This is a genomic window from Oceanobacillus sp. FSL W7-1281, assembly GCF_037969835.1.
GTDB lineage: Bacteria > Bacillota > Bacilli > Bacillales > Amphibacillaceae > Oceanobacillus > Oceanobacillus oncorhynchi.
In genome coordinates this window covers 4,134,988-4,159,961 of record NZ_CP150214.1, presented here as the reverse complement: position 1 = coordinate 4,159,961, position 24,974 = coordinate 4,134,988, and the positions used below count along the sequence as shown (strand labels likewise).

26 protein-coding genes and 1 pseudogene are annotated in these 24,974 nt (G+C 37.0%); 19 read left to right on the top strand and 8 right to left on the bottom strand.

Annotated features, from left to right (window positions below):
* Positions 1-100 precede the first annotated feature (100 nt).
* Complete coding sequence (locus MKX55_RS20270; RefSeq protein ID WP_339234552.1) at positions 101-1,432, top strand: UDP-glucose/GDP-mannose dehydrogenase family protein; 1,332 nt, start codon at positions 101-103, stop codon at positions 1,430-1,432.
* A gap of 667 nt (positions 1,433-2,099) precedes the next feature.
* Here the strand turns inward: MKX55_RS20270 and MKX55_RS20265 are convergent.
* The 7 genes from MKX55_RS20265 to MKX55_RS20235 all read right to left on the bottom strand — a co-directional run bounded on the left by MKX55_RS20265 (position 2,100) and on the right by MKX55_RS20235 (position 4,934).
* A complete protein-coding gene (locus MKX55_RS20265; protein WP_339234550.1) occupies positions 2,100-2,474 on the bottom strand; it encodes a hypothetical protein in 375 nt (124 codons plus the stop codon).
* 29 nt (positions 2,475-2,503) lie between these two features.
* Entirely contained in the window at positions 2,504-2,710 is a 207-nt protein-coding gene (locus MKX55_RS20260; RefSeq protein ID WP_339234547.1) for a hypothetical protein, read from the bottom strand.
* The gene (locus MKX55_RS20255; RefSeq protein WP_339234544.1) at positions 2,707-2,940 is read right to left on the bottom strand and encodes a PadR family transcriptional regulator; all 234 of its coding nucleotides are present in this window, start codon (positions 2,938-2,940) and stop codon (positions 2,707-2,709) included. The genes MKX55_RS20260 and MKX55_RS20255 overlap by 4 nt, the downstream gene beginning before the upstream one ends.
* 628 nt (positions 2,941-3,568) lie before the next feature.
* The gene (locus MKX55_RS20250; protein ID WP_339234541.1) at positions 3,569-3,799 is read right to left on the bottom strand and encodes a hypothetical protein; all 231 of its coding nucleotides are present in this window, start codon (positions 3,797-3,799) and stop codon (positions 3,569-3,571) included.
* The gene (locus MKX55_RS20245) at positions 3,796-4,110 is read right to left on the bottom strand and encodes a helix-turn-helix transcriptional regulator (RefSeq protein ID WP_339234539.1); all 315 of its coding nucleotides are present in this window, start codon (positions 4,108-4,110) and stop codon (positions 3,796-3,798) included. The genes MKX55_RS20250 and MKX55_RS20245 overlap by 4 nt, the downstream gene beginning before the upstream one ends.
* Before the next feature lie 80 nt (positions 4,111-4,190).
* On the bottom strand, positions 4,191-4,505 hold the full coding sequence (locus MKX55_RS20240; RefSeq protein WP_339234537.1) for a helix-turn-helix transcriptional regulator: 315 nt from the start codon (positions 4,503-4,505) through the stop codon (positions 4,191-4,193).
* A 108-nt stretch (positions 4,506-4,613) separates the two neighbouring features.
* Positions 4,614-4,934, bottom strand: a complete 321-nt coding sequence (locus MKX55_RS20235; protein ID WP_339234535.1) for a helix-turn-helix transcriptional regulator — start codon at positions 4,932-4,934, stop codon at positions 4,614-4,616.
* Between the two features lie 265 nt (positions 4,935-5,199).
* Here MKX55_RS20235 and MKX55_RS20230 point away from each other — a divergent pair, with 265 nt between their 5' ends.
* From MKX55_RS20230 to MKX55_RS20170, 13 genes are all read left to right on the top strand, one after another.
* Complete coding sequence (locus MKX55_RS20230) at positions 5,200-5,916, top strand: FadR/GntR family transcriptional regulator (protein WP_339234532.1); 717 nt, start codon at positions 5,200-5,202, stop codon at positions 5,914-5,916.
* Positions 5,917-6,010: 94 nt separating this feature from the next.
* The gene (locus tag MKX55_RS20225) at positions 6,011-7,027 is read left to right on the top strand and encodes a TRAP transporter substrate-binding protein (protein ID WP_339234530.1); all 1,017 of its coding nucleotides are present in this window, start codon (positions 6,011-6,013) and stop codon (positions 7,025-7,027) included.
* A 51-nt stretch (positions 7,028-7,078) separates the two neighbouring features.
* Entirely contained in the window at positions 7,079-7,561 is a 483-nt protein-coding gene (locus MKX55_RS20220; RefSeq protein WP_339234527.1) for a PPC domain-containing DNA-binding protein, read from the top strand.
* Positions 7,562-7,668: 107 nt separating this feature from the next.
* Entirely contained in the window at positions 7,669-8,589 is a 921-nt protein-coding gene (locus MKX55_RS20215; RefSeq protein WP_339234525.1) for an NAD(P)-dependent oxidoreductase, read from the top strand.
* On the top strand, positions 8,586-9,869 hold the full coding sequence (locus MKX55_RS20210) for a TRAP transporter large permease (RefSeq protein WP_339234522.1): 1,284 nt from the start codon (positions 8,586-8,588) through the stop codon (positions 9,867-9,869). The genes MKX55_RS20215 and MKX55_RS20210 overlap by 4 nt, the downstream gene beginning before the upstream one ends.
* 17 nt (positions 9,870-9,886) lie before the next feature.
* Complete coding sequence (locus tag MKX55_RS20205) at positions 9,887-10,399, top strand: TRAP transporter small permease (RefSeq protein WP_339234520.1); 513 nt, start codon at positions 9,887-9,889, stop codon at positions 10,397-10,399.
* Between the two features lie 33 nt (positions 10,400-10,432).
* Positions 10,433-11,824 carry a four-carbon acid sugar kinase family protein gene (locus MKX55_RS20200; RefSeq protein ID WP_339234517.1) on the top strand — a complete coding sequence of 464 codons (1,392 nt, stop codon included), beginning with the start codon at positions 10,433-10,435 and terminating at the stop codon, positions 11,822-11,824.
* Between the two features lie 23 nt (positions 11,825-11,847).
* Entirely contained in the window at positions 11,848-12,486 is a 639-nt protein-coding gene (locus tag MKX55_RS20195; RefSeq protein WP_339234515.1) for a class II aldolase/adducin family protein, read from the top strand.
* Positions 12,487-12,786: 300 nt separating this feature from the next.
* A complete protein-coding gene (locus MKX55_RS20190; protein WP_256705157.1) occupies positions 12,787-13,098 on the top strand; it encodes a PTS sugar transporter subunit IIB in 312 nt (103 codons plus the stop codon).
* A 3-nt stretch (positions 13,099-13,101) separates the two neighbouring features.
* Positions 13,102-14,343 carry a PTS transporter subunit EIIC gene (locus MKX55_RS20185; protein WP_339234511.1) on the top strand — a complete coding sequence of 414 codons (1,242 nt, stop codon included), beginning with the start codon at positions 13,102-13,104 and terminating at the stop codon, positions 14,341-14,343.
* A gap of 19 nt (positions 14,344-14,362) precedes the next feature.
* Positions 14,363-14,707, top strand: coding sequence for a PTS lactose/cellobiose transporter subunit IIA (locus MKX55_RS20180; protein WP_256705155.1), 345 nt, complete (start codon positions 14,363-14,365; stop codon positions 14,705-14,707).
* A gap of 11 nt (positions 14,708-14,718) precedes the next feature.
* Positions 14,719-16,164, top strand: coding sequence for a glycoside hydrolase family 1 protein (locus tag MKX55_RS20175; protein WP_339234507.1), 1,446 nt, complete (start codon positions 14,719-14,721; stop codon positions 16,162-16,164).
* A gap of 67 nt (positions 16,165-16,231) precedes the next feature.
* Entirely contained in the window at positions 16,232-18,193 is a 1,962-nt protein-coding gene (locus MKX55_RS20170; RefSeq protein WP_339234505.1) for a PRD domain-containing protein, read from the top strand.
* A 749-nt stretch (positions 18,194-18,942) separates the two neighbouring features.
* Here MKX55_RS20170 and MKX55_RS20165 read toward each other — a convergent pair.
* Positions 18,943-19,226, bottom strand: a pseudogene (locus MKX55_RS20165) (transposase); the annotation flags it as partial.
* A 687-nt stretch (positions 19,227-19,913) separates the two neighbouring features.
* On the opposite strand from MKX55_RS20165, the gene MKX55_RS20160 reads away from it, so the two are divergent.
* The 5 genes from MKX55_RS20160 (at position 19,914) to MKX55_RS20140 (ending at position 24,964) form a co-directional block, all read left to right on the top strand.
* The gene (locus MKX55_RS20160) at positions 19,914-21,206 is read left to right on the top strand and encodes an ABC transporter substrate-binding protein (RefSeq protein ID WP_339234503.1); all 1,293 of its coding nucleotides are present in this window, start codon (positions 19,914-19,916) and stop codon (positions 21,204-21,206) included.
* A gap of 78 nt (positions 21,207-21,284) precedes the next feature.
* A complete protein-coding gene (locus MKX55_RS20155; RefSeq protein WP_289585023.1) occupies positions 21,285-22,199 on the top strand; it encodes a sugar ABC transporter permease in 915 nt (304 codons plus the stop codon).
* On the top strand, positions 22,189-23,013 hold the full coding sequence (locus MKX55_RS20150) for a carbohydrate ABC transporter permease (protein ID WP_256705149.1): 825 nt from the start codon (positions 22,189-22,191) through the stop codon (positions 23,011-23,013). Before MKX55_RS20155 ends, MKX55_RS20150 begins: the two co-directional genes overlap by 11 nt.
* 14 nt (positions 23,014-23,027) lie before the next feature.
* On the top strand, positions 23,028-24,164 hold the full coding sequence (locus MKX55_RS20145; protein ID WP_289585024.1) for an ABC transporter ATP-binding protein: 1,137 nt from the start codon (positions 23,028-23,030) through the stop codon (positions 24,162-24,164).
* Positions 24,164-24,964 (top strand): sugar phosphate isomerase/epimerase family protein, encoded by an 801-nt coding sequence (locus MKX55_RS20140; RefSeq protein WP_289585025.1) that lies wholly within the window; start codon positions 24,164-24,166, stop codon positions 24,962-24,964. Before MKX55_RS20145 ends, MKX55_RS20140 begins: the two co-directional genes overlap by 1 nt.
* Positions 24,965-24,974: the final 10 nt, after the last annotated feature.

Here is a 24,974-nt window from a genome sequence, read left to right as displayed (position 1 = left end):
AAGTTTTAGATAAATTTTTCTTGATTTGTAGTTCTATTCGTATTAAGTTGTTAAAAGTAGTTTATAAAGTCGAAATTAATTATAAGGGAGTTATTACTATATGAAAAACCTAGCAGTAGCCGGAACAGGCTACGTCGGCCTCGTAACCGGCGTGTGCATGGCAGAAAATGGACATAACGTAACTTGCGTTGATATAGACGAACAAAAAGTAAAAACAATGCGCGAAGGAATTTCTCCTATTTATGAAGCAGGATTAGAAGAATTAATGCGTAAAAATATTGAAGCTGGCAGACTAAATTTTACTACGGACTATCCATCTGCATATAAAGAAGTGGATGCTGTATTTATTGGGGTAGGCACACCAGAAAAAGAAGATGGATCAGCTAACTTGCAATATGTAGAAACAGTAGCAAAACAAATTGCTGAGTCTGTGGCAAAAGATTGTTTGGTTGTAGTCAAATCAACTGTACCAATTGGCACGAATGATAAAATAGAAGAACTTGTCAATGATTCGCTTGTTAATGATGTGAGAGTTGAAGTAGCGTCTAACCCTGAATTCCTTGCCCAAGGATCAGCAGTAAGAGATACATTAGAGGCAGCTCGCATCGTTATCGGTACGGAGAGTGAATGGGCAGAGAATCTTTTAACAGAGATTTATACACCGTTTAACCTGCCAATTGTATCTGTCAATCGTCGTTCTGCTGAGATGATTAAATATGCTTCTAATGACTTTCTTGCTTTAAAAATCTCTTACATGAATGATATTGCAAACCTATGTGAATTGGTTGGTGCAGATATTCAAGATGTTGCTGAAGGAATGAGTTATGATGAACGCATTGGCAGCAAATTTTTAAACGCTGGTATTGGTTATGGGGGGTCTTGTTTCCCGAAAGACACTAGTGCTTTAGAGTATCTTGCAAGACAATATGGATATGACTTGAGAACAATGCAAGCAACGATTGAGATAAATTCTGAGCAAAAATTGAAATTGTATGATAAAGCGAAGCAGCGGTTAGAAACGTTTGAAGGCATCAAAGTAGCAGTACTTGGCTTAACATTTAAACCAGGTACAGATGACCTTCGTGAAGCTGCGTCACTTGCAAATGTCCCATTGCTATTAGAACAAGGGGCAGATATCTATGCATATGATCCAATCGGGGTGGATAACTTTAAGCAGTTTTATTCAGAAGGAAGTCATAGGCAGGGGAACATCACATACGTAGATAGTCCGGAAGATGCTTTAGAAGGAGCAGCTGCATGTCTCATCTTCACAGAGTGGGGAGAGATAAAAGCTGTTACCCCGAATCAGTATAAGGATTTAATGCAGATTCCGTTGGTGTTTGATGGTAGAAATATTTATGATGTTCAGGAAATGGCTGATAATGGAGTGGAGTATCATTCTATTGGGAGACCGGTTAAGAATATAAATTAATTAGTGCATTTTGATTTAACTAGCATATTTATTAGCAGCAGTTTACGGTTGGGCATATAGATATTATTATGAATTGAAGAGTTGATAAGTAGGAGGGCCCTTGATATTTAGAATGAGGAATATCAAGGGTCGTTTCTATACTTATAATATGTGTATATGTTGATCTCTCATTTTACATTCATTGTTTATGTAGTAAGTAGAACAAACATTAAACTTACTGAATTAAAAGTAATTTGAGAAAGCACTTATTTTGGGCTGCTTTTATATGGATCAATCTTATGAACTGGAGTGTGGGATCATTTCTTATCACCTGCTAAAATATGTTAAATAATAGTCATGATATAATCCTTTATTGCATCTAGGTGTGTTTTTTCAAATAGATAGTCTTACTAAACTAGCTATTAAGATAAAGAGAGTCACTGCATTTTGAGACAACATAATAGAAGTAAAAAAGAGTCTGTATGATTACGGCCAAGGAAATGTACCACTTGTGCCATATTTTTTACCAGTGATTGCCACAGAACTTACCACCTGTTGCCACCGCATTTACCAATTGGGAGATTTAAGATAACGTAGGCTTTTGATGTTCAACAATCGCGCCCGATTGAGGCAGAACCAAAGAGTCCATATTTGCAATATCCAACGTTTTTATCAACATTGATTATGGCTAATCAGTCATAACTTCAAATAGGCAACCATCTAAATTGGTCCAAAACAACCCACGGGAAGCAAATGGGTGATCTGTGCGTCGATTTTCTGTTTCAAACGGGCTGTTCCCAAAGGCTACATTCCCTTTACGAAGTTGTTCATGAATCTGGTCAAAAGTATGTCCATCAACACTGAAAGCCAAATGCTGTTGTGGAGTATCATCCTCGATTGTCATAAAGAAAACAGAAAGATCGTCTTTAACTTGCACTTCTGCAAACTTATTGTCTATCCCTTCATAACCATTAAGTTTTAGGCCCATATTCTCTGCAAATTCGTGTGCAGCTTTATCATTATTTTTAGCGAATACCACTGTGTGGTTAAGTGTAATTGTCAATTTAAAGTCTCCTTATATATTTTTAAAAATTATTGTCCATCTGAGTTTTTCTCTTCGTCATCAACTATTTTCAAAAGCTCTGCCCGTGTTTTTTCGAGCAGGTTTTGTAGTTGTTCCTTCTTTTCGGGCTTTTCTATAGCTTGACGGCCCACCTTGAAAAATTCATGGAATAAACCCTGAATGTCAGATCTTAAAGTCTGAATTTCGTCCAGGTCCACATTTTCAAGCACATTCATTCTTGAGTTAACAGGATCTTCATCTTGGTTTTTTTCAAAAAGGCTTGCCCCTCATCTGTAAGATGATAAACTTTTTTCCGACCTTCTTTGATTACATTAACTAAATCTTGATCCTCAAGCATCTGTAGAATAGGATAAACGGAAGCGGGACTAGGCGAATAAAGCCCCTTAAACTTTTCCTCAAGCTCTTTGATTAATCCATATCCATGTCTTGATTGTTCTTGTAACAATTTTAATAAGACAATCTTGAGATCATCACGCCCGAAGAAACGTTCACCACTAGTATCCTCACCAGATTCTTTGCCTGCGAAGATATGAGGTCTGCCTTGCCCGTCAAAGTTACCGTTTCCTATCCCAACTTCCGCGTCGAATCTGTTGCCTCTAAAGACACCATGATGATAAAAATGACACTCTGTCCTTTTAAAAAAGGATATTGAGCCATATCAGGTCTTTTGTACACATTCAAAACCTCCTGTTAATTTTATTTTAAGTTAACGATATATCGTTAACTTAAAATAAACGTTATATCGTTAACTGTCAAGTTGGTGAATATACTTTCTTCAGTTCATTTTACCTATAACACGCTTTACTTAGAATAATGCCCTCTCTTATTCAGGTCCTACAATGAAAAATAAGCGCTTATCCTTATTTAAGGATAGCGCCTGTTTGTTGGAAAACTGAACCGTCAATATTTTAACGAATGTATACTCTACGCCCCAGCCATGTTCGACTTGGCGTTTCTCTATGCTCTAACGACATTCTCGTCCGAGCAAAATAACTTAAATGGACTCGAAAAAAAGCAGTCATTGACTAGACACACTAACCTAGAAAGTCACGGTATTGAACTAACGTTACCTGTTAGCGTGACACTCCTTTAAAAGACTGAGATCCACCAACTACAAATGATGCAATCTTTTTGGCTACTTCTTCCTTTTTTAAGGTATGTTTACCAAGATACAATTGCAATCCACCTTCATGAATGATTTGTGATAAGATTGGCACGAACATATCCTTTTCAATATCTGAATACTTATGATCCAAACTTTTTGATAAAAAACTCTTTAATTCATTTAGTATTTTTTCCTTCATTTGAGGTAAGGCCCATTTACCATAGCTGCTGCGACATTCAATACCCTCAATTCAGACTCATTCAAAGCCAAATCATCAGAAACGGAATAATAGACAGGTTGCTGAGGAGTATCTATTTTACCCAATAAATAATCAATGGATACCTGAAAGAATTCCGCAATTTTATAGAGTGTCTCTAATGAAGGTTCGTTTCTGCCCTGTTCATAATAACCATACCCGCTTGCTGACACATTCAATTTCTTAGCTACCTCTTCTTGACTATATCCGTGTTCAATACGAAGGTCTACTATTCTTTCGCTAAATACATTCATGTATAGATCCTCTCATAACTATCAGTAAAATTACACCTTTACTTGATTCTATTGAAATAACCAGATTCTCTTAATTCGTTTCACTCCCTCACTATCTCCAAAAACTCATTCAATTTCCTCCGAGCTTCCGGACTCAACGTTTTCACTGTATTCATAAGCAGAATTAAATCATCCGGCATCTCTTCTAATTCCGATGCGAAAAAGCTTGAAAGATTGGTATCAAGCGCTTTTAATATGTTTTCTAGCATTTCTATATCTGGTTTTGAGTGGCCATTTTCAAATTTACTTATATATGATTGTGAAACGCTAACTTTATCAGCAAGTTCTTGTGTAGAAATATTTTTTGACTTTCGAAGTGCTCTTAACTGTATGCCGATTTTATTATTATCCATCATACAAAGCCCCTTTGTAACTGCTAAAATAAAGTATCATTTATTACTAGATGAGAATGGTCGTTTTTCTATCTTCAAATGGTTAATATCTAGCACTCTATTAATCCTGTTTCATTCTTGCATCAGCTTCAAAAACTCCAATAACTTTCTCCGTGGTTCTGGCTTAAGCTCCTTAACAATATGCAAAAGCTGCGCTACATCTTCATACATCTCTTCATCCTTAGGTTGATATTCCTCGCCACGAATTAAATAGTCGATAGAAACATCAAAAATATCTGCCAGCTTAATAACAGTCTCAAACGAAGGTCTTCTATCTTCTCTTTCATAAGAACCATATACGTTGTCGGTAAAACCAAGTTTTGAACTAATCTCTGTTTTAGAATAATCATATTTATCTCTTAGATTTTCTAAACGTAAGCCAAACCCTTTCATGCTAACACCTCTATCTTATTTTGCAGAAAATGTAACACAAAGTGAGGGGATGAATTGCTAAAAAACACAAAATGTGTTGACAATTAAAGAATATACAATTATTATAAGTTAATAACACACGAATTGTGTGGTTTATAAAAAGATACTTGAAACTGTACAAGAACGATAAATATTATTCCATATGCTGAATAGTATCGTCGAAAAAATCCAGTATGCTCTCAAAGGTCAGACCATGAGACATACTACCATTAACAGGAGAAGACCAATGAAACCACTATTTGAAAAAATACCGCAGCGAGATTCCATACGTGAAATTATAATGCATCAATTTACGAAAATGATTAAAGAAGGGGAGCTGTCCATAGGTGATAAAATCCCTCCTGAACGAAGACTGGCAGAGCAGTTTGGGGTAGGGAGGTCGACGATACGAGAAGCCATTAAAAGCATGACCTCCATGGGACTGCTTGAAGCTAGATTAGGAGAAGGCACCTTTGTACGGAAAGTGGATTCAGATGATATTAAACAACAGCTGCAATGGGGGTTATACCTTGATCCGGTTCCTTTTAATGAACTGATTGAATTAAGAAAGGTGTTGGAACTGGAAACGGTGAAGCGGGCTGCGTTAAACCGGACGACAGCTGAAATTATGGAATTAGAATCCTGGATAGAAGAGATGAAACAGGAGGGAAAGGTAGACCATAATAAACAAAACGATTTAATGTTTCATATGACCATCGCTAAGGCGAGTAATAACAAGATGATTTATAATCTGCTGGATTTAATCCGAATGTCGCTAGAAGAATGGTTTGAAAATGTACTGAAGCATCCCGAGCATGTAAAGAACTCGATTGCGGAGCATCAATTGATATTAGAAGCGATTATACAACAGGATGTTGCGCAGGCGGTAAAAGTGATGGAAGCACATTTGGAACGCGGAGAACAGAGGTTATTTGAGCAAATTAATCAAAATAAGGATGGCTAAGTAATCAATCTATGATTTATATCCTTAAAGGGGGTGATGCAAAGCTATATTGTCTGGAAAATAAAAAAATGCAAGAGGGAGGGAAATACGTTTCATGAAAAAACTCATTTTTATTTTAGGGCTGTTTACTGTTCTCGTCATGTATGGCTGCGGAGGTTCCGGCAATGAGACGAATGCGGAAGAAGAAGTAGTAGAAATCAGTATTGGGCATGTTGGGGCGCCGGTCAGTCCGCAACAGGGGGCAGCAGATATTTTTACGGAATTAGTAGAAGAGAAAACAGGCGGCTCCGTCGAAATTAAAATCTATAATTCATCCCAGCTCGGTGACGAAAGAGAGCTTGTGGAAGGGGTGCAGATGGGAACAATCGATGGAGGGATTATTTCCGCAGGCTTGTTTGCTTCCAGCTACAATGTAATGGAAGCGTTTGAAGTACCGTTCTTATTTGAAGATACCGAGCATACGTTGACGGTTAATAATGGAGAGATTGGCAGAGAAGTCTTGGATAATCTCGAAGCAAACGCAGGATTGAAAGCCCTTTCTTTGTGGGAGCATGGATTTAGGCAGGTTACGAACTCAAGAGTTCCTATTGAAACACCAGAGGATTTACAGGGGCTTAAAATAAGAAGTCCGGAAGTACAATCGTACAGCGTTGCTTTACAGGAATTTGGAGCGAACCCGATTCCGCTGTCTTTTTCAGAGTTATATGTAGCGATGGACAGGGGAGTAGTAGACGGTCAGCATAATCCGTTAATGCATATTGAAGGACAGCGGTTCTATGAAGTACAGGATTATCTGACAGTCATGGATTTTGCTTACACACCTAATGTACTGGCGTTGAGTGATTCAATATGGGAGCAGCTGTCTGAGGAACAGCAGAATGCATTGGATAAGGCGGCATTAGAAACGGCAGAGCTTTGGGCAGAAGCAGCAGCTGAAGAAAATGAAGAAATCCTAAACGAATTAGAAGACAAAATAGAAATTATTCATAAGGAAGATTTGGATTGGGAGGCGTTTAAACAAGTTGTAGAAGATGTTTATCCAGTCTATGAAGAAGAGTATGGCAACGAATTTGTTCAATTCTTAGAAGAAGTACAAGCTGCAGCAAATTAGATAGACATGATCTTATCAGAAAATAAATTGCTAGAAAGGATGTATCACATAATGAATGAAACAAGAGTACAGTATGCAACTGGAGAAATTGGTAAAACCGTAGCGGGGAGATTATTGCCGGGAACGGATTTAATTACTGGGATTGAAGAAATCTGTAAAGCGAATGATATTACGTATGCGTCTATTGCCAATTGCTTTGGCAGTTTTCAAGAAGCGGCCTATATGTATCTCGTTCCGAAAGAAGAATCTGTCGTCGGTGCCGGGTATGGCGAATTATTTGTGGCAGACGGTCCAGTCGAGTTTTTAAACGGTACGGGCGTTGTTTGTCAGCGGGACGGAGATTATGATACGCATTTTCACGCTACAATGTGTGATAAAGAAGGAAAGGTATTCGGCGGTCACATGGTGAAGGATAAAACACCGGTCCTGACAACCGTTGATCTGATCATTAATGAAGTGAAGCATGTGCATATGTATCGTGATTATGATAAAGAGACAGAATTAATTCAATTTAACCCGAAAGCAAAAGAATAGATGGCTAAAATAACGCATTAAAAAAGACATAGCCATCTGAACCAAGAACATCTCCGACAATGTTGTTCAGATGGCTATGCAAATCAATTATAAGGAGATTATACGATATGAATAAGAAAAATTCAATTGGTTTCATCGGTTTAGGTGTCATGGGATTCCCTATGGCCAGCAATTTATTACGGGCAGGTAAAGAACTAGTCGTTTTTGACATTAATGCCGAACAAGCAGCACGGCTTCCCTATCAGGAGCGTGTGACCATCGCTTCCTCGAAGGAAGAATTAGCAAAACAGGTTGATATGGTGCTGCTTATGCTGCCAAACAGTCCGCATGTGAAGGAAGCAGTGACTGGCGAGGACGGATTAATAGAGAGTTTGCCGGCTGGAGCTTTACTCATTGATATGAGCAGTATCTCTTCCACGGTTACAAAGGAAATCAATAAAAAGCTGGAGGAAAAGAACATCGACATGCTCGATGCGCCTGTCAGCGGCGGCCAGAATGGAGCCATTAATGGAACATTGACCTTTATGGTTGGAGGGGAAAAAGCGAATTACGATAAAGCACTTGAATTGCTGCAAATCATGGGAGAAAAAATTATTCATTGCGGAGAAGTTGGAAGCGGTCAGACAGTGAAGATTGTTAACCAGCTGATGTCAGCAGTAAACCTGGTCAGTATGTCGGAAGGATTTACGTTAGGCGTCAAGGGAGGCGTCGATCCGGAAATTATGCGTGAGGTTATTTTGAATGGCTCCGGAAGATGCTGGGCGCTGGAGGATAGAATGCCGGTTATTTTAGATCGGAATTTTGAACCGGGCTTTACGGTCGATTTGCATACAAAAGATATTTCCTTAGCACTGGAAGTAGGGAAAGAACTGCAGGTACCGTTATACGTCACCTCGCTCGTCCATGAACTATTTAAAACATTGCAGGCGAAAGGGGAAGGCAGGAAGGATAATTCAGCGGTGATTACGTTATACGAAGCGTTAGCAGAAACGGAAGTAATCAAACAGAATAAGGCGGTAATACAATGACTTCGGCCGTCGTTTTATTTGTATCTTTTCTTATCTTTTTACTGCTGGGAATACCGGTCGCTTTTGGGCTCGCAGGAGCCTCTATCCTATCCTTGCTGATGATAGATTCTGGTATGATGACACAGGTTTTTTCAAAGATGTTTTCCGGTGCGAATTCCTGGCTGCTTCTAGCTATTCCATTTTTTATCCTTGCCGGAAATATCATGGAAAAGGGCGGTGTAACCAGACGTCTGGTAGATTTTGCAGATGCACTTGTAGGATTTTTGCCAGGCGGTCTTTCAGCAACGAATGTGACGGCCAGTATGTTTTTCGGGGGAGTCTCTGGCTCTGCTGTAGCTGATACATCTGCCACAGGAACGATACTGATACCGGCAATGGTCAGGCAGGGCTACAGCTCCAAGTATTCAGCAGCCATTACCGCTGCTTCTTCGCCTATTGGGATTATTATACCGCCGAGTATCCCGATGATATTATGGGGCTTCACTGCTGGTCTTTCAGTAGCTGATTTATTTTTGGCAGGTATTGGAGCGGGGATTTTAGTCGGTATTGCTTTATTAGCAGCGTCTACGGTGGTTTCGATAAAAAGAGGATATAAGTCATCGATTCCTTTCTCATTTAAAAATGTATTTGGGAAAGGGAAAGAAGGTATTTTAGCTTTGGTCACACCAGCAATTATCATTGTTGGAATTATTACCGGAGTTGTTACTCCAACGGAAGCGGCTGTTGTTGCTGTTCTTTATTCAATGATACTTGGTTTCTTCGTTTACAGAGAGTTAAAAATCAAGCATCTGAAGGATATTATTATTAATTCTGGCAAAATGACTGCCACGGTTATGATGATTATTATTAGCGCATCCGCATTTTCTTACTTGTTGACCATTAACGATGTACCGAGCAGTTTAGCTGGTTTTGTGATTGACATGAATCTGTCACCCTTTTTGCTGATGCTCATGTTTATTTTGTTATTCCTGTTTTTAGGAATGTTCTTAGATGCCAATGCAGCTATTATTATGACGGTTCCTGTGATTGCTCCGGTAATTGTCGCGTCTGGAATCGATCCGATTCATGCCAGCGTTGTATTAATTGCAACATTAGGGGTAGGATTGCTGACTCCTCCTGTAGGTTTATGCACGTATGTAGCAGCCGGGATTGCGAATTTGAGGTTTGACGAACTGATGCGAGATCTTGTTCCGTTTGTCATCGTGTTATTAACATGCGTTATTCTTATGCTCGTATTTCCGCAAATTATTACATTTATACCGAGCTTATTAAATGGTTAGAAAAGAGGTGGAACTACATGTTGATTTCAAAGGTAAGTAAAGGCTTGGACAGACTGTGCATGCTCTTGTTAGTTGTCATTACAGCAGTGATGACAGGCAGCCTGGTCATCATGATTTTTGGAAGGAATTTCTTTAACACGTCCTTTGCATCCTTGGAGGAAATCTCAAGATATACGTTTGTATGGCTGACCTTTATCGGTGCAGCGATTGCTTTTAAAAGAAAAGAGCATATGGGGATGGATTTTATCGTCAGTAAATTAAGAGGAAAAGCAGCAAAATATGTGGAAGCCCTGCAGGATATTTTTGCGCTGATTCTATTTGCTTTGTTTATCTATTATGGAGCCGAGTTAGCGGTACTTAATATGAATGTAGTCAGCCTTCAATCAGGGATTCCCATGGGGTATGTCTATTTTATCATTCCGATATCCGGTTTCATTATGGCAGTACATGCCATAGATCATATGATAAAAAGATCGAATAAGAAAGATAGTCATTATGAGATAGTAAATAATGAAGCGTCTTCTATATAGGAGATAGTATATTCCTGACGGAGGGATTGACAAATGCAGTTAGAAGAAAGACTCTTAAGCTTTTATGGGGATGATTTTACAGGTTCAACCGATGCGATGGAAGCATTGACACTTAGCGGTTTACGAACTATTTTATTTTTGGAACCGCCTACCAAAGAATTGCTTGATGAAAAGTTTGCAGATGTACCATGTATCGGAGTTGCCGGAACCAGCCGAACAATGAGCCCAGAGCAGATGGAGAAAGATTTGAAGCCAATATTAAAACAAATCCAAGAACTCGGTGCATCGATTAATCATTATAAAATATGCTCTACCTTTGATTCTTCCCCGACGGTGGGGAATATAGGGAAGGTACTGGAAATGATTTTAGAAATAAATCATACACAAGACTTTGTCCCTATCATTGCAGGAGCAACACCATTACAGCGCTATACCGTGTTCGGCAATCATTTTGCCAGCATGGATAGTAAAACGTTTCGTCTGGATGAGCACCCTGTGATGTCGAGGCATCCAATTACACCGATGCAGGAAGCAGATTTAATCAAACATTTGAGTAAACAAACGAGTTATCCGATTGATTTGGTAGATGTTTTATCCATGGATGATCATTTTACCGAGCTTGAAGCAACGGTGGAGAGAATCGTTACAAAGCAAAAACCAAAGGGACTTCTATTTGATATGCTGACAAGCAATCATTTAACGAAAATAGGAAAGTTTATTTACGAAGAATCGAAAGAGAAGCCACTATTTGTCATAGGCTCCTCTGGGGTGGAATATGCGTTGACGAATTATTGGAGTCATCTGGAAGGGTTACAAGAGCAAGCTGGTGATAAGGATAAGGAAACAAAGGCAGAAAAAGAACCGGTACTTGTTGTTTCCGGAAGCTGTTCGCCGATTACTTCTGAACAAATCAAACATGCTTTAGACAATGGGTTCATTGGTTTAAACATTTCTCCAGTGAAATTGATTGATCCAAAAACGAGTTTGTTTTATTTCCATGACCTTTTAAAAGCTGTTACGGAATTAATCAATGAAGGGGAGAATGTCATCGTTTATTCGGCACTTGGAACGGATGATTCATCCATTGAGGAAACGAGAGAATATTTGCAATCTGTCGGAGCAGAGCCTGCCAGCAGCGGACAGTTTCTGGGCGAGCGGTTTGGGAAATTAATCAAAGAGACAGTAGAAAATACGTCCTTAAACCGCATCGTTATTGCTGGAGGAGATACATCAAGCTATGCGACACAGGAAATGGGTATTTATGCATTAGAAATGATACGCAGTGTCGCTCCAGGTGCGCCTCTCTGTAAATCGTATTCAAATACGCAACGATTTGATGGACTGGAGATAGCCTTAAAGGGAGGCCAGCTGGGTCAAGTCGATTACTTTTCTAAAGTGCATCTGGGAAGCAGCATAACTGTATAGAGGAGATGATTGGGGGCGGATCAATGGATATAGAATCAAAAATCATTCATACCGGAAATGAATTACTGCAGAAGCATCTCACATGGGGAAATTCCGGAAATATGAGTGTTCGTAAAAACAAAAATCAAATGATTATAACCGGTTCAGGGACAAATATGGGCAATCTGACAGAAGGTGATTGTGTTCATGTTAATATCGAAACACAGGAATGGGAAGGGACGAGGAAGCCTTCTAAGGAAATACCAATGCATCGCGCAATATATAGGAATCGGCCTGATGCCAATGTGGTTATTCACGCATCACCATTTTGGTCAACGCTCGTTGCTTGTTCGGAAGAGGTCATAGAATCAAAGCTATTTATTGAATCGATGTATTATCTTGAGAAAATAGAGGAAGTCGCATATTTTCATCCGGGCAGTACAGCTTTAGGGGAAGAAGTTGGAGAAGCAGCTAAGAAAGCGAATGTGCTATTTTTGAAAAATCATGGGATTATTGTTTTTGATGATAGTCTGGAAGAAGTGGTGATGCGGTTGGAAACGTTGGAGTTTACGTGTCGGATGATGGTGATGGCTAAGGGTTCGGGGGTGGCATTGAGTGTGTTGTCCGATGATATCGTAAAGGACTTTTTGGAGAATTCGGGGTATAAGAAGAGAGATAAGTAATGAAAAGGAGCTATTCATTCTAGTGGTTTTTGGCCGGGTTGGGTAGCAGGGGGGGTATGAAGTATGAGAAGGCGGATTAGGGTTTGTTTTAGTTGATGGGTAGGAAAAATATTTTTTAAGACACCTGGATTGAAGAGATTTGATTCAGGTGTTTTTGCTATGGAGAGAAAAGAAATACATAGTGGTCTGAATTCATTTCATATTCAAGTTATTTTCCTATCAGTAGGAAAAATATAAGTTTGTAAGCGAATTCAGGTAGATATAAGATAAAAGTAAGAAAAGAGAAAGGGGAGGTTAATTATGAAAAATATATTTTTAGTTTGTGGATCAGGAGCTTCAAGTGGATTTATGGCAGCTAAAATGCGAAAAGCTGCAAAGAAAAAGGGAGAAGAGGTAACTGTTAAAGCTGCAAGTGAATCTCAATTAGATAATGTAATTGACCAAATAGATTATCTATTAATTGGACCTCATTTGGCATATAAAGAGGACGAAATTAAAGAGAAAACAAAAGGGAAAAACGTTAAGGTTGCCATCATTCCTCAAATAATCTATGGATCATTAGATGGAGAGAAGGCTTTGGATTTAGTTCTCAGTTTGGAAGAGAGTGAATAAATAATGATGGAAAAAATAATGAACTTTATGAGTAATAAATTTGCCCCTCGAGTAAATAGGATTGTTGCAAATCCGTGGGTGTCTGCTATTCAAAGTTCAATGCTTACTGGTTTGCCATTAGTATTTGTAGGCTCTTTAATTACTATTATTTCTATATTAAATAATTTCTTTGAATGGATGCCCGACTTGTCATTAATGAGTACATTCTCGTTTGGAATGTTTGGCTTAATTATTGCTTTTTTTATTCCCTACTTTGTGATGGAGAATAAAGGTTATTCTAATAATAAACTGGTTTCTGGAGCAACATCATTAGTTTTATATTTATTGCTTTTGTTCCCGGAAATTAATGATGGGCAAATTACATTTAGCTTGTCACGCTTTGGTATTGAAGGAATGCTGGTAGCTCTTGTTACAGGTTTATTTGTAGCAGTTATAATGAATTTCATGGCATCGAAATCATTTTTTGATGAAGATTCCGCTATTCCTGATTTTGTAGTTAGCTGGTTTGATAATCTTCTACCAATTACATTTATTCTTTTTGTTGGCTGGTTGGCTACAATTCAATTTGGGATAGATTTATTCCAAGTTATCCAAGCTATTTTTCAACCAATTGCTGGTATTGTTTCAACGTATCCTGGGTTTGTTTTATCCGTGTTTATTCCAGTATTTTTATACTCATTTGGGATTTCAGCATGGGCAGTTTTCCCAGTATTTTATCCGATGTACATGGCAAACTTGGCAGATAATATGGACGCTGTAGCAAGTGGTGGAGTTGCAACTAATATTGCTACCCAAGAAACACTATATGCTTTAATTTCTATCGGAGGGGTAGGTACAACATTAGCGTTAGCAATAATGATGGCATTCATAAGTAAATCACAACAATTAAAGGCGATTGGTAAGGCAGTGATTGTTCCATCTGTTTTTAATATTAACGAACCAGTGGTATTTGGAGCACCAATTGCATTTAATCCATACTTAATGGTTCCTATGTGGATAAATGGTTTACTTGTTCCAACTATTGTATACGGTATTATGTCATGGGGCTGGGTCGCTGTTCCTTCGTCAACTTTCTTGTTGTGGTATATGCCTTATCCGATTGCTTCCTATTTTGCTACGCAAGATGTAATGGCAATATTCTGGTGTATTGTGATATTGATCATAACGTGGGCCGTATACTATCCATTCTTTAAAGTATATGACAACTCTTTACTAGTAAAAGAGAAGGAAGAAAATAATCAATAATAAAGGGAGAAATTTGGTTATGTCAGAAAATGATTATAATGAAGAAATTGATGAGTTAACGCAAGTATCTATGAATATCTTAATGCATGCTGGAAATGCACGTGATAATTTAGTTAAAGCGTTTGAAAGCATTCATAATGAAAATTTTGAGGAAGCAAAGGACTCTTTAAAAAAAGCTAGGGAAGAAATTACAACTTCTCACGGAATTCAAACGAATACTTTACAAAAAGAAGCATCAGGAGAACAAATTAGATATTCAACGTTATTTGCTCATGCACAAGATACAATGATGACTGCGCAAAGTGAAATATTGATTGCCGAAAATTTATTGAAAATTTTCGAGAAAATAATGAAAAAAATTTAGGAGGGTTTATAGTGTTAAAAAATTATCAGATACCAAAAGATTTTCTATGGGGCGGAGCGATTGCGGCAAATCAAGCAGAAGGTGCGCATGATATAGGAGGAAAAGGTAAGAGTATAGCAGATGTCCATAAATATTACCCTAATAAATCTAATTCAGAGATTCAAATGGAACAACAGAATGGTATGACAGTATCTCAAATTGAAGATAATTTGGCTGATAAAGAAGGTTATTATCCTAAAAGGCATGGTATCGACTTTTACCATACGTATTATGACGATTTAGCGCTACTCGCTGAAATGGGATTTAAAAATTTTAGAACTTCCATTGATTGGACAAGAATCTTCCCTACAGGTGAGGAGGAAGAGCCGAATGAAGAAGGACTTAAATTCTACGATAAGCTGATTGATAGAATTATTGAATTAGGTATGGAACCAATTATTTCAATATTACACTATGAAACACCAATTAATATATCTTTAAAATATGGTGGTTGGCACAATCGGAAAGTGGCAGATTTGTTTTATAAATACGGTAAAGTAGTATTGGATCGTTATAAAGACAAAGTGAAATATTGGATTGTTATTAATCAAATTAATTTAGTTGGTTTTGAGCCATTTAATTCTACGGCTATACCTTACGATGCCGTTGATGATTATGAAGAAGCAACATTTCAAGCAATTCATAACCAATTTGTTGCCAGTGCAAAGTTGAAAAAATATGCTGAAGTTGTTAATCCTGAAATGCAGATTGGGACAATGGTTTCTGATGTAACTGTTTATCCAGCTTCATCTAAACCAGATGATGTTGAGCTGGCATTTAAGAAAAATCGTATGGAGTATTATTATACGGATGTGCAGTTTTTTGGAGAGTATCCTCAATATGCATTAAATTATTTTAAAGAGAATAATATTCATATCGATATAACTGAAGAAGATAAACAAATATTAAAAGAAAACACAATGGATTATTTAGCGATTTCTTATTACTATACAGACACAGCGGATGCTTCGAAAAATACACTGAAGCAAACATCAACAACTCCTAACCCTAATGTAGAATCAAGTCCATGGGGATGGGCAATTGATCCGCAGGGATTGTATATTTCTCTTTCAACTTACTGGGATCGTTATAAAAAACCGCTCATGATAGCTGAAAATGGTTTAGGTATGTACGATGAGATGGAAGATGGGAAGATTCATGATGATTACCGAATTGAATATCTTTCTGCTCATTTATCTGCCATGAAAGAAGCAATGTATGATGGAGCTGATATCTTTGCGTATTGTGCCTGGGGCCCAATTGACATTGTAAGTTGTTCATCTGCCCAAATGAATAAACGTTATGGGTTTATACATGTAGATTTGGATAACGAAGGTAAGGGTTCAGGAAAAAGGATGAAGAAAGATAGCTTTGACTGGTATAAAAAAGTGATTAAAACGAATGGAGCAGAGTTATAATAAATTGTAAAATAAAAGTAGGTTATTGTTTTCAATAATCTGCTTTTATTTAATTCAAGGAGATTGAATGAAAGTGAATAAAAAGCAGAGAGAATTATTGGATATATTGAGCGAAAAAAATGATGAGTGGGTTAATTCTAAAGATCTGGCAGAATACTTTAATTGTTCAACTCGAACAATTAGAAACTATGTCTCAACAATTAACAGCGAATTATCGCATGTAATTGAATCAAGTAATATTGGTTATAAGCTTAATAAAAATGCTTTACGCAAAGATCAACAGAATTTAAGTGAATCGAAGTTAAAACTCAATGACCGTAAATCAAGAATATTCTTAGAAATGCTTAAAAATTCATCTAGTGGAATTGATTTGTTTGAACTAAGTGAAAAACTATTTATTTCAGAATCGACGTTAAAAAATGATATTCAAGAGTTGAAACAAAGTCTTCCATCACAAACTCTTAGAATTACAATTAAAGGTGATTTAGTAAAACTTGAAGGATCGGAGCATTCAAAAAGAAAATATATGGTAGATCTATTATATGATGAGGGTAATTCTGTTTATGATGAACTAAAATCAAGTATTGAACAAATGATAGAAGATATATCTTTAGATGAGATTAAAAATATTATTCGCTCTACCTTATCAAACCTTAATATATTTATTAATCAGTACTCACTTAATAATATTGTCTTACATTTTGCAATCAGCATGGAGAGAATTCGGCAAGGATACATTTTAACAGAAAATGATCAAGACATATTAAAAGAGAATTTGGATAAGCAAGAACTTACATTGACAAACGAAATAACGAAAGGTTTAGCCGAAAAGTATAACGTTCATTTTCCAGAATCAGAGATATATAAGTTAGCTTTACAATTTGTTGGATTATATGATAAGTCATTAATTGAAAACAATAATGAACAACAGGTAGAAGCTTATGTTGATAGTACCATTTTATCCGTATTAAGAGATGTACTGCGCAGAGCGGAAGATATATATTTAATTGACTTTGAGGATAATGATTTTATCAACAAACTAGCCATACATTTACAAGGATTATTCTATAGATCACAGTTTCAAAAATTTAATAGAAATAGCAATTTGCTTGATATTAAAATCAGCTACCCAATTATTTATGATATATCAGTATATATTGCTTCATTAATTCAGGAAAAAATTGATATTACATTTAATGAAGATGAGATTTCGTTCATTGCGCTTCATATAGGTTCTCTCCTTGAAAAAGAAAAAGCTATTGATAAGAATTATATTAGGATATTATTGATTGCTAATGATTACCATGGTATAAGAGACCAAATAACAAAAAAAATAAAAAATCGTTTAGGGTCTTCTGTGCAAATTCAATCAGTCTCTGATTATAATGATAATCAATTCTTTCATTATGATTTATTAGTAACGACGGACAGGAAAGTGGCGACTACTTATGAAGGTTCTGTGTTTATTAAGCCATTTCTTACAGATAGAGATTTAATTAAAATTGAAAAACGAGTTGATGTAAAGAAAAAACAACATCAGAAAGATTTAATAGATAAGCTTATAAAAAGATTCTTTAGTGAAAGCCTTTACTTTAATCAAATTGATCCTTCAGGATTGATGGTTTCAGATATCATAAAACATATGAATCAAATGATGATAGCAGAAGGATATGTTGGTGAGAACTTTTATTATAGTGTGCAGCGGAGAGAGAAGATGTCTCCAACAAGTTTTCCATCGGGAATTGCTGTGCCTCATTCCGTTGAGCTGGATGCACTAAAGAGCGGGATATCCATATTAACATTACAGGAACCAATCATATGGTCTGATCAAGAAATTAAAGTAGTTGCACTGGTTGCGATTAATAAGAAGGAATCAAAAAAGTTTAATAAATTTTTTGAGCTCTTTATTGAAATTGTATCCGAATCATACAATGTTGAACAACTAAGAAAATCGGAAAATTGTGATGAATTTATTACAAAGCTTAAAATGATGGCAGATGAATTGATTGATAAGAACATTTTAATTTAAAAAATGAGGGTGAGGATAAAAATAAAACCAACTGTATCGGGCAGCCTATCCTTTAGTGTCAAATTAATATTATTTTAGTAGGGAGACTCTCCAATAAATGTTTAAATTATCTGTTCATGCACTACGTAAAACCTACGTGATTTTAAAACTTCCATATCTTTTTTTGGATGCGATAAATATACGTTTGATTTGAGCTATCAGTTTTTTTTGCGTTTGGATTGATCGCTGACAAGGCGATCAATCCACTCATAATAGCCGCTCTTGGAAACACCTGACACATCTTCTTTACACGAAATTCGTGACGGTGTCGTTGGATAAATACATAGATTATTCCGGCTTATTGGCGAAGATGGACCATAGCCTTTTTTAGAATAGCTACCATCTTTTCCAAATCACGAATTCGTTTATCTTTTTTTATCCAGCTTGATTATCAGGACTGCGATTCCTACAAAGCTGTTCTCTTGGTACGCTTTATACTTCGTTACCCATTTTTACAGCGTCTATGGAACTAAAGCCAATTCTCTTGCGACTTCCGCTGCTTACCTTCGATGTTCCACTACCAATTTCACTGCATATAATTACCATCCTAGTTCGATGAAAGCTGTAGAAGTAACCCCGATAGATGGTAAATACGCACTATTTAATGGAACTCGAATTGGATGGTTCATAATATCTGTCATCATTTGACACCGAACTCCCCAAAATGGATACGTCTGATAAAGAAAAAATTAGCTCACCTCTTACCTTGGTCACCGACACTTCCTGAGGAATGCCGCATTCCCAATCCATCCGTTTTCCTCGGCTGTCTCTACAACACTATAGATAATGGCACTAGCTTTAGCTACTTTAGCGGTATTGCTAAATAACCAGTTTTTTTGCGACCGATCACGAATGGTTTGATCAATCGCTCTCCCCGGTTGTTATCTATTTCGAGACGACCATCCTTCATAAATGCTTCTAAATGATCCCATTGGTTACGACAATATTTAATAGCCTGACTTAGGGCATTTTTAGGCAGTACACGTGCTGTTTGTCGCAAAGCCATATCCGTACCAGGGCGTACTTCGACAGAAAGAGTGTCAAAATAGATGAATACAGGCGCTGACTGGAGAGGATAAACGGAATCATTCCTCCATATGGACTGGTGTCCATTATTCTTTCATCATGTGTAGGCGCAACATCTTTTTCATACTTTCGAATCCAATAATACATTTGACTCGCTTTAATACCTTGTTCTCGACACCATGCGGCAACTTGCATTTCACTAGCTTTCTATGCATCTTATCTTGTTTTCCATTTTATTCTTTTTTCTTTGTCATCGTATAACCTCTGAATTATTTTCTATGAAGATTATCTCATGCGTGATTTATAACTTATAGGTGGGAGGGATTTAACGCTTACTTTTAAATTAATTTAAAAGAAGATTAATAATTGTTTACAATACCTTTATTCCTTATTAATAATTGAACGTTACAATCAGTAGTGAAAATGAAATAAACAATCTGTGCAGCCAGTTGTGTAGTCTAAAAACATATAGATAGAGTTATTAATAGTATACATAATACATTTTGATTCGTTTTTAATGGCTAAGTGTTAATTAATTGGTGGGCAAATGGAGGGGATTTCTTGTTAATCTTTGTTAAAAATATGATGCTTTAAGTCAAATAAGAACTTATCTCTTTTGGAAGGAATACAAAACAAAATGAACGGAGGAAAGTAAATGAAACGGTGGTTGCAGATAGCTTTATTTATCATTCTTATATCTTTCCTTACTGCATGTAATAGTGAAGCTGCAGGAAATGAAAGTAACGAAGATGGAAAAACAGTTATTGAGTATTGGCATGTTAACGCGGAAACACAAGGAGGACAAACTGTCGCAGAGCTTGTGGAAGAATTTAATGCCCAAAGTGATACTGTAGAGGTTGTCGCTAAATATAATCCGGATATGTATAAAGGCTTGATGCAGAATATGCAAGCTGAAGCTGCTGCAGGTAATTCTCCAGCTGTTGTACAAATCGGGTGGGCTTTTATGGATTATTTCTCTGAAAATTTCGAGTATACACCTCCGCAACATGTAATTGAGGAACATTTTCCAGATGACGCAACATTTTTGGAAGATCATTTCCTGCCAAATGTAATGGATCTTGCGAAGAATTCAGATGGAGAACAGGTTGGTATTCCTTATTCTCTCAGTACACCCGTTTTGTATATTAATAAAGATATGCTAAGAGAAGCAGGACTGGATGAAGATGGTCCACAGACATGGGAAGAGGTAAAGGAATTTTCTAAAGTGATTAAGGAGGAAACAGGAAATTACGGACTTTATTTTCAAGAACCTGCTGATAACTGGGCAACACAAGCCTTACTTGAAAGTAATGGGGCATCGTTTATTGAGGATGGCCAAGCAGCATTTGCATCCGAAGAAGGAATCGAATCATATCAGTTCCTTACAGATATGATTGTAGAAGATGAGACGGCATTGCATATAGGCTGGGATCAGGGTGTGCAGAGCTTTATTGATGGGAGTGTAGCAATGACTTATACAACGATTGCGCAGCGCTCCAATATTCAGGATAATGCACAGTTTGATGTCGCAGCAGTAGAATCACCTGCATGGGAAGGAAAGGAAGTAAGGCTTCCTGCTGGAGGAGCGATGCTGGCTATTACTGCTCAAGAGGAAGAGGAACAAAAAGCTGCGTGGGAGTTTATGAGTTATCTATATAGCGTAGAAGCAATGGCTGAATGGACGAAAGGGACAGGCTATGTACCGCCACGCCATGATGTAGCGGAAGCAGAAAATGGGTTAAAAACTTATTTAGAAGAAAATGAAATGATGACTCCTGCAATCAATCAGATGGATGGGGTGGTTCCTTGGGCTTCTTTCCCTGGTAATGCTGGATTACAAGCAGAGCAAATGCTGCTTGACTTGCGGGAACAGCTATTAGAAGGGAGCATTTCTCCAGAAGAAGGATTGAAAACAACACAAGATGAAATCAATGCTTTACTGCCATAACTATGTAAAAGGGCTTCGGAAGAGGGGCAACCTTCTTCCGATTTCTTTAAAAACTGAAGTAAGTGGAGGAACAATAAAATGAGTTCGTTAACTGTGGCAAAGGGAAAACTGCATATTAACAGAGAGAATGCGTTTGGTTACTTATTGCTCATCCCTTCTATTATTATTTTTGCTGTTTTTACTTTTTGGCCATTTATCTACACCATATATTTAAGTTTTTTTGAATGGAATATGATTAGTCCCACTAAAGAGTTTGTTGGGTTAAAAAACTATACGGAAGTTCTTAGCGATCCAAGGACCTATCGTATCTTAGGAAATACGTTCCTCTACATTGTATTACTGTTAATCGTTAATTGCGTCATTCCATATATTTTTGCATTTGTGATTGATCTTGTACTGCGTAAATATAAAAACTTTTATAAAGGTGCCTTGTTTTTACCAGCATTTATTTCGCTTGTAGTAGGCTCTATTTTATTCACTTGGATATTAAATCCGGTTTCAGGTCCTGTAGCTATTTTATTTAACTGGTTTGGTTTGGAAATTCCTAATTGGACAAAGGCAGAAGGCTGGATCATTGTTGTGTTGAGTTTGATTACATCCTGGAAGGTTTTTGGATACAATTTCATCCTTTTATATGCATCCATTAATGGGATATCCAGAGAAATCATTGAAGCAGCAAGGATGGATAACGTTTCGCTCGTACGTATATTCTTCCAAATTATTTTGCCGATGAGTAGTGCAACAGGGATATATGTATTTATTATCACCATTGTTCAGAGCTTGCAATATGTGTTTACCCCCGTAAAAGTTATTTCACAAGGCGGTCCGGATTACGCGAGTTCTAATTTGATTTATCATGCTTACCATGAAGCTTTTGTTGTTTATCGTACAGGGCATTCAGCAGCTATATCTATTATTACCATGGCGTTATTTTTATTACTGCTGTTTCTTGAATTTAGATATGTAGAGCGGGGGATTTATTATGAAAATTAATCGGCGTGTAGAAAATGTTTGGCATATTATTTTCATAATAACGATCCTGATTATGATTTTACCAGTTATCTATGCGGTTGGGATGTCTTTTAAACCATTACAGGATGCGTATAATAACGTTCTAAATATCATTCCAATCCATGCCACTTTGGAAAATTATATAACGTTATTTGATACGTTGCCGATTTTTCAAATTACATGGAATACATTTGTAGTTGCTACAGTTGCTACCATTTTTAAATTAGTTACCGCCTTTTTAGCAGCGTATGCTTTTGTTTATTTTTCGTTTAAAGGAAAAGAGATCCTGTATTTTCTATTAATTGGTACCATTTTTATACCTTTTACCGTAACGATGATACCAAACTATCTAATCATTTCAAATTTAGGAATGCTTGATAATGTTTGGGGGGTTATTCTTCCACAGTTGGCAGATGCCGTGGGGATTTTCCTGATTCGCCAATCGATGAAAAATATTCCCCTTTCTCTGATTGAAGTATCGAGGCTGGATAATATGAGCCATGGAAGAATTATGAAAGATATTGTATTGCCCCTCGTGCGTCCAGCTGTCACTTCGGTAGGTATTTGGTTCTTTATTAGTACATGGAATGAGTTTGTATGGCCTGTGCTTATTTTAAAGACAACAGAGAATTTTACGTTGCCTTTAGCGTTGCAAATGTTCATTAGCTCTGAAGGTGGAACTAATTTCACCGTTGCAATGGCCGTATCCGTGATTACAATGATTATTCCACTTATTTTATATTTGTCATTCCAAAAGTATATTATTGGAACGTTTACGTCATCTGGTATTAAGTAATGGAGGGGAATGTAGTGAAGGAAATAAAATTTGAGAATGTAAGGAAGGTATATGCTGACACAGAAGTAGTAAAGGATTTGAATTTTACGGTGAGAGAAGGAGAACGATTAATCTTGCTCGGTCCTTCTGGATGCGGGAAGTCAACTATATTAAGAATGATTGCTGGGCTGGAAGAAATAACGTCAGGAAATTTATATATGAATGGACAAAGGGTAAACGATACGCCAAGTGGAAAACGAAATGTTTCAATGGTATTCCAAAATTACGCTTTATATCCGCATATGACCGTGAAACAGAATATTATGTATGCCTTGAAAGTCAAAAAGGTTGAAAAGAAAGAAATAAAACGGCGGCTTGATTTTGTACTGGAAATGCTCCAACTGAAAGGGTATGAAAATCGTTTGCCAAAACAGCTTTCAGGTGGGCAACGACAACGGGTAGCGCTGGCTCGTGCAACGGTGAATAGAAGTGATTTTTTCCTTCTGGATGAACCATTATCTAATTTAGATGCGCAGCTTCGGGTTTCTGCACGTAAGGAGCTGATGAAAATTCATGAAATGTTTGGCCAGACCATTGTTTATGTAACACATGATCAGATAGAAGCAACCACATTTGCTGATCGGATTGTGCTGATGTACAACGGGGAATTACAAATGATCGATACACCTGATAATGTATATCATCGGCCTGCTAATGTATTTACTGCTAAATTTATTGGTTCTCCACCAGCAAATATTTTGAATATAGAATATGACCATGGCGCAGTCAATATAGGGAGTCAATCTTTCTTACTAAATGAGATGTGGAAACAGTATGTGAACCAGACAGGAACGAATCAGCTACTATTCGGTATTCGACCAGAACATATTGAATTATCACCTGTATTTTCTCAAAAAGGAGTTCGGGGCCAAGTGAAATATATTGAAAATCAGGGGAATAACTATGGTGTATATATAAATGTGGAAGGACAGGAAATTATCGCAATGAGTGAGAGTAAGAATTGGACACAAGGCCAGAATGTATATGTTTGTCCTGTTATGGAGAAAATTCATTTCTTTGATAAAGACACGAAAAGAAATATTGGTTATCCCCAAGGGTTAGAAATGGAAGATGATAACACATATTCTAATGAGAGAAAGGTGAATGTATAATGAATAATCAAATCACATACTCCGATTTAATTTTATTGAATGAGGATATTCTAACAAACGCTCATGAATTGATTGATTGTGGGGCGGATAAGATTGAATTGATGATGGATGGACATGCTTGGAATGATATGGAAGATATTTTTGAAGTACTGGCAGAAGAATTAAGAAAACTTCCTGTCGATTTTAGTGTTCATCCTCCAGCGTGGGATATTAATTTAACAAGTGAAAATAAAGCTGTTAGAAAGACGGCATTTGATGAATATAAAAAAGCAATTGAATTTGCCGGAATGATTGGTGCGAAACATGTAGTGATTCATCCAGGGTTTTGCTTTTCTCCAGTTTTTGATAAAAAGCAGGCACAACAGCGATCTGCTGCATATATCAAACAATTATGTGATATTGCCAAACCTTTGGATGTGCATCTTGCTGTTGAAAATGTCGGTTATCAAGGGAGCGCTCTTTTTAGCGAAGAGGAATTTGGTCATTTTCTAGACGAGATAGATGATACAGCGGGCTATTTAATTGATATTGGACATGCCCAGTTGGATAATTGGAATATACCTAAAGTTATCCATACTGTAAAAGGTAGATTATTAGGGCTTCATATTCACGATAATTTTGGAGAAGCAGATGAACATCTCCCAATTGGAAAGGGAAAAATCAATTGGGATGACATTTTAGATGCTTTAAATGATATTCATCCAGACTGTGAATTGATTTTAGAATATGCACCAGGAACACCTTTAGAACATCTTCGTCATGGGAAGGCATTTTTGAAACAAAAACATATTGTAGGTTAAAAAGAAAACA

What these genes read in the sequence shown, in the direction of transcription:
- MKX55_RS20200 (WP_339234517.1), top strand. Translation starts at nt 10,433, where the DNA reads ATGCAGTTAGAAGAAAGACTCTTAAGCTTTTATGGGGATGATTTTACA.
- MKX55_RS20150 (WP_256705149.1), top strand. Translation starts at nt 22,189, where the DNA reads ATGAAAATTAATCGGCGTGTAGAAAATGTTTGGCATATTATTTTCATA.
- MKX55_RS20230 (WP_339234532.1), top strand. Translation starts at nt 5,200, where the DNA reads ATGAAACCACTATTTGAAAAAATACCGCAGCGAGATTCCATACGTGAA.
- MKX55_RS20245 (WP_339234539.1), bottom strand. Translation starts at nt 4,110, where the DNA reads ATGAATGTATTTAGCGAAAGAATAGTAGACCTTCGTATTGAACACGGA.
- MKX55_RS20270 (WP_339234552.1), top strand. Translation starts at nt 101, where the DNA reads ATGAAAAACCTAGCAGTAGCCGGAACAGGCTACGTCGGCCTCGTAACC.
- MKX55_RS20160 (WP_339234503.1), top strand. Translation starts at nt 19,914, where the DNA reads ATGAAACGGTGGTTGCAGATAGCTTTATTTATCATTCTTATATCTTTC.
- MKX55_RS20235 (WP_339234535.1), bottom strand. Translation starts at nt 4,934, where the DNA reads ATGAAAGGGTTTGGCTTACGTTTAGAAAATCTAAGAGATAAATATGAT.
- MKX55_RS20195 (WP_339234515.1), top strand. Translation starts at nt 11,848, where the DNA reads ATGGATATAGAATCAAAAATCATTCATACCGGAAATGAATTACTGCAG.
- MKX55_RS20215 (WP_339234525.1), top strand. Translation starts at nt 7,669, where the DNA reads ATGAATAAGAAAAATTCAATTGGTTTCATCGGTTTAGGTGTCATGGGA.
- MKX55_RS20180 (WP_256705155.1), top strand. Translation starts at nt 14,363, where the DNA reads ATGTCAGAAAATGATTATAATGAAGAAATTGATGAGTTAACGCAAGTA.
- MKX55_RS20225 (WP_339234530.1), top strand. Translation starts at nt 6,011, where the DNA reads ATGAAAAAACTCATTTTTATTTTAGGGCTGTTTACTGTTCTCGTCATG.
- MKX55_RS20210 (WP_339234522.1), top strand. Translation starts at nt 8,586, where the DNA reads ATGACTTCGGCCGTCGTTTTATTTGTATCTTTTCTTATCTTTTTACTG.
- MKX55_RS20140 (WP_289585025.1), top strand. Translation starts at nt 24,164, where the DNA reads ATGAATAATCAAATCACATACTCCGATTTAATTTTATTGAATGAGGAT.
- MKX55_RS20205 (WP_339234520.1), top strand. Translation starts at nt 9,887, where the DNA reads ATGTTGATTTCAAAGGTAAGTAAAGGCTTGGACAGACTGTGCATGCTC.
- MKX55_RS20220 (WP_339234527.1), top strand. Translation starts at nt 7,079, where the DNA reads ATGAATGAAACAAGAGTACAGTATGCAACTGGAGAAATTGGTAAAACC.
- MKX55_RS20260 (WP_339234547.1), bottom strand. Translation starts at nt 2,710, where the DNA reads ATGAATGTGCTTGAAAATGTGGACCTGGACGAAATTCAGACTTTAAGA.
- MKX55_RS20170 (WP_339234505.1), top strand. Translation starts at nt 16,232, where the DNA reads ATGAAAGTGAATAAAAAGCAGAGAGAATTATTGGATATATTGAGCGAA.
- MKX55_RS20185 (WP_339234511.1), top strand. Translation starts at nt 13,102, where the DNA reads ATGATGGAAAAAATAATGAACTTTATGAGTAATAAATTTGCCCCTCGA.
- MKX55_RS20190 (WP_256705157.1), top strand. Translation starts at nt 12,787, where the DNA reads ATGAAAAATATATTTTTAGTTTGTGGATCAGGAGCTTCAAGTGGATTT.
- MKX55_RS20155 (WP_289585023.1), top strand. Translation starts at nt 21,285, where the DNA reads ATGAGTTCGTTAACTGTGGCAAAGGGAAAACTGCATATTAACAGAGAG.
- MKX55_RS20240 (WP_339234537.1), bottom strand. Translation starts at nt 4,505, where the DNA reads ATGATGGATAATAATAAAATCGGCATACAGTTAAGAGCACTTCGAAAG.
- MKX55_RS20250 (WP_339234541.1), bottom strand. Translation starts at nt 3,799, where the DNA reads ATGAAGGAAAAAATACTAAATGAATTAAAGAGTTTTTTATCAAAAAGT.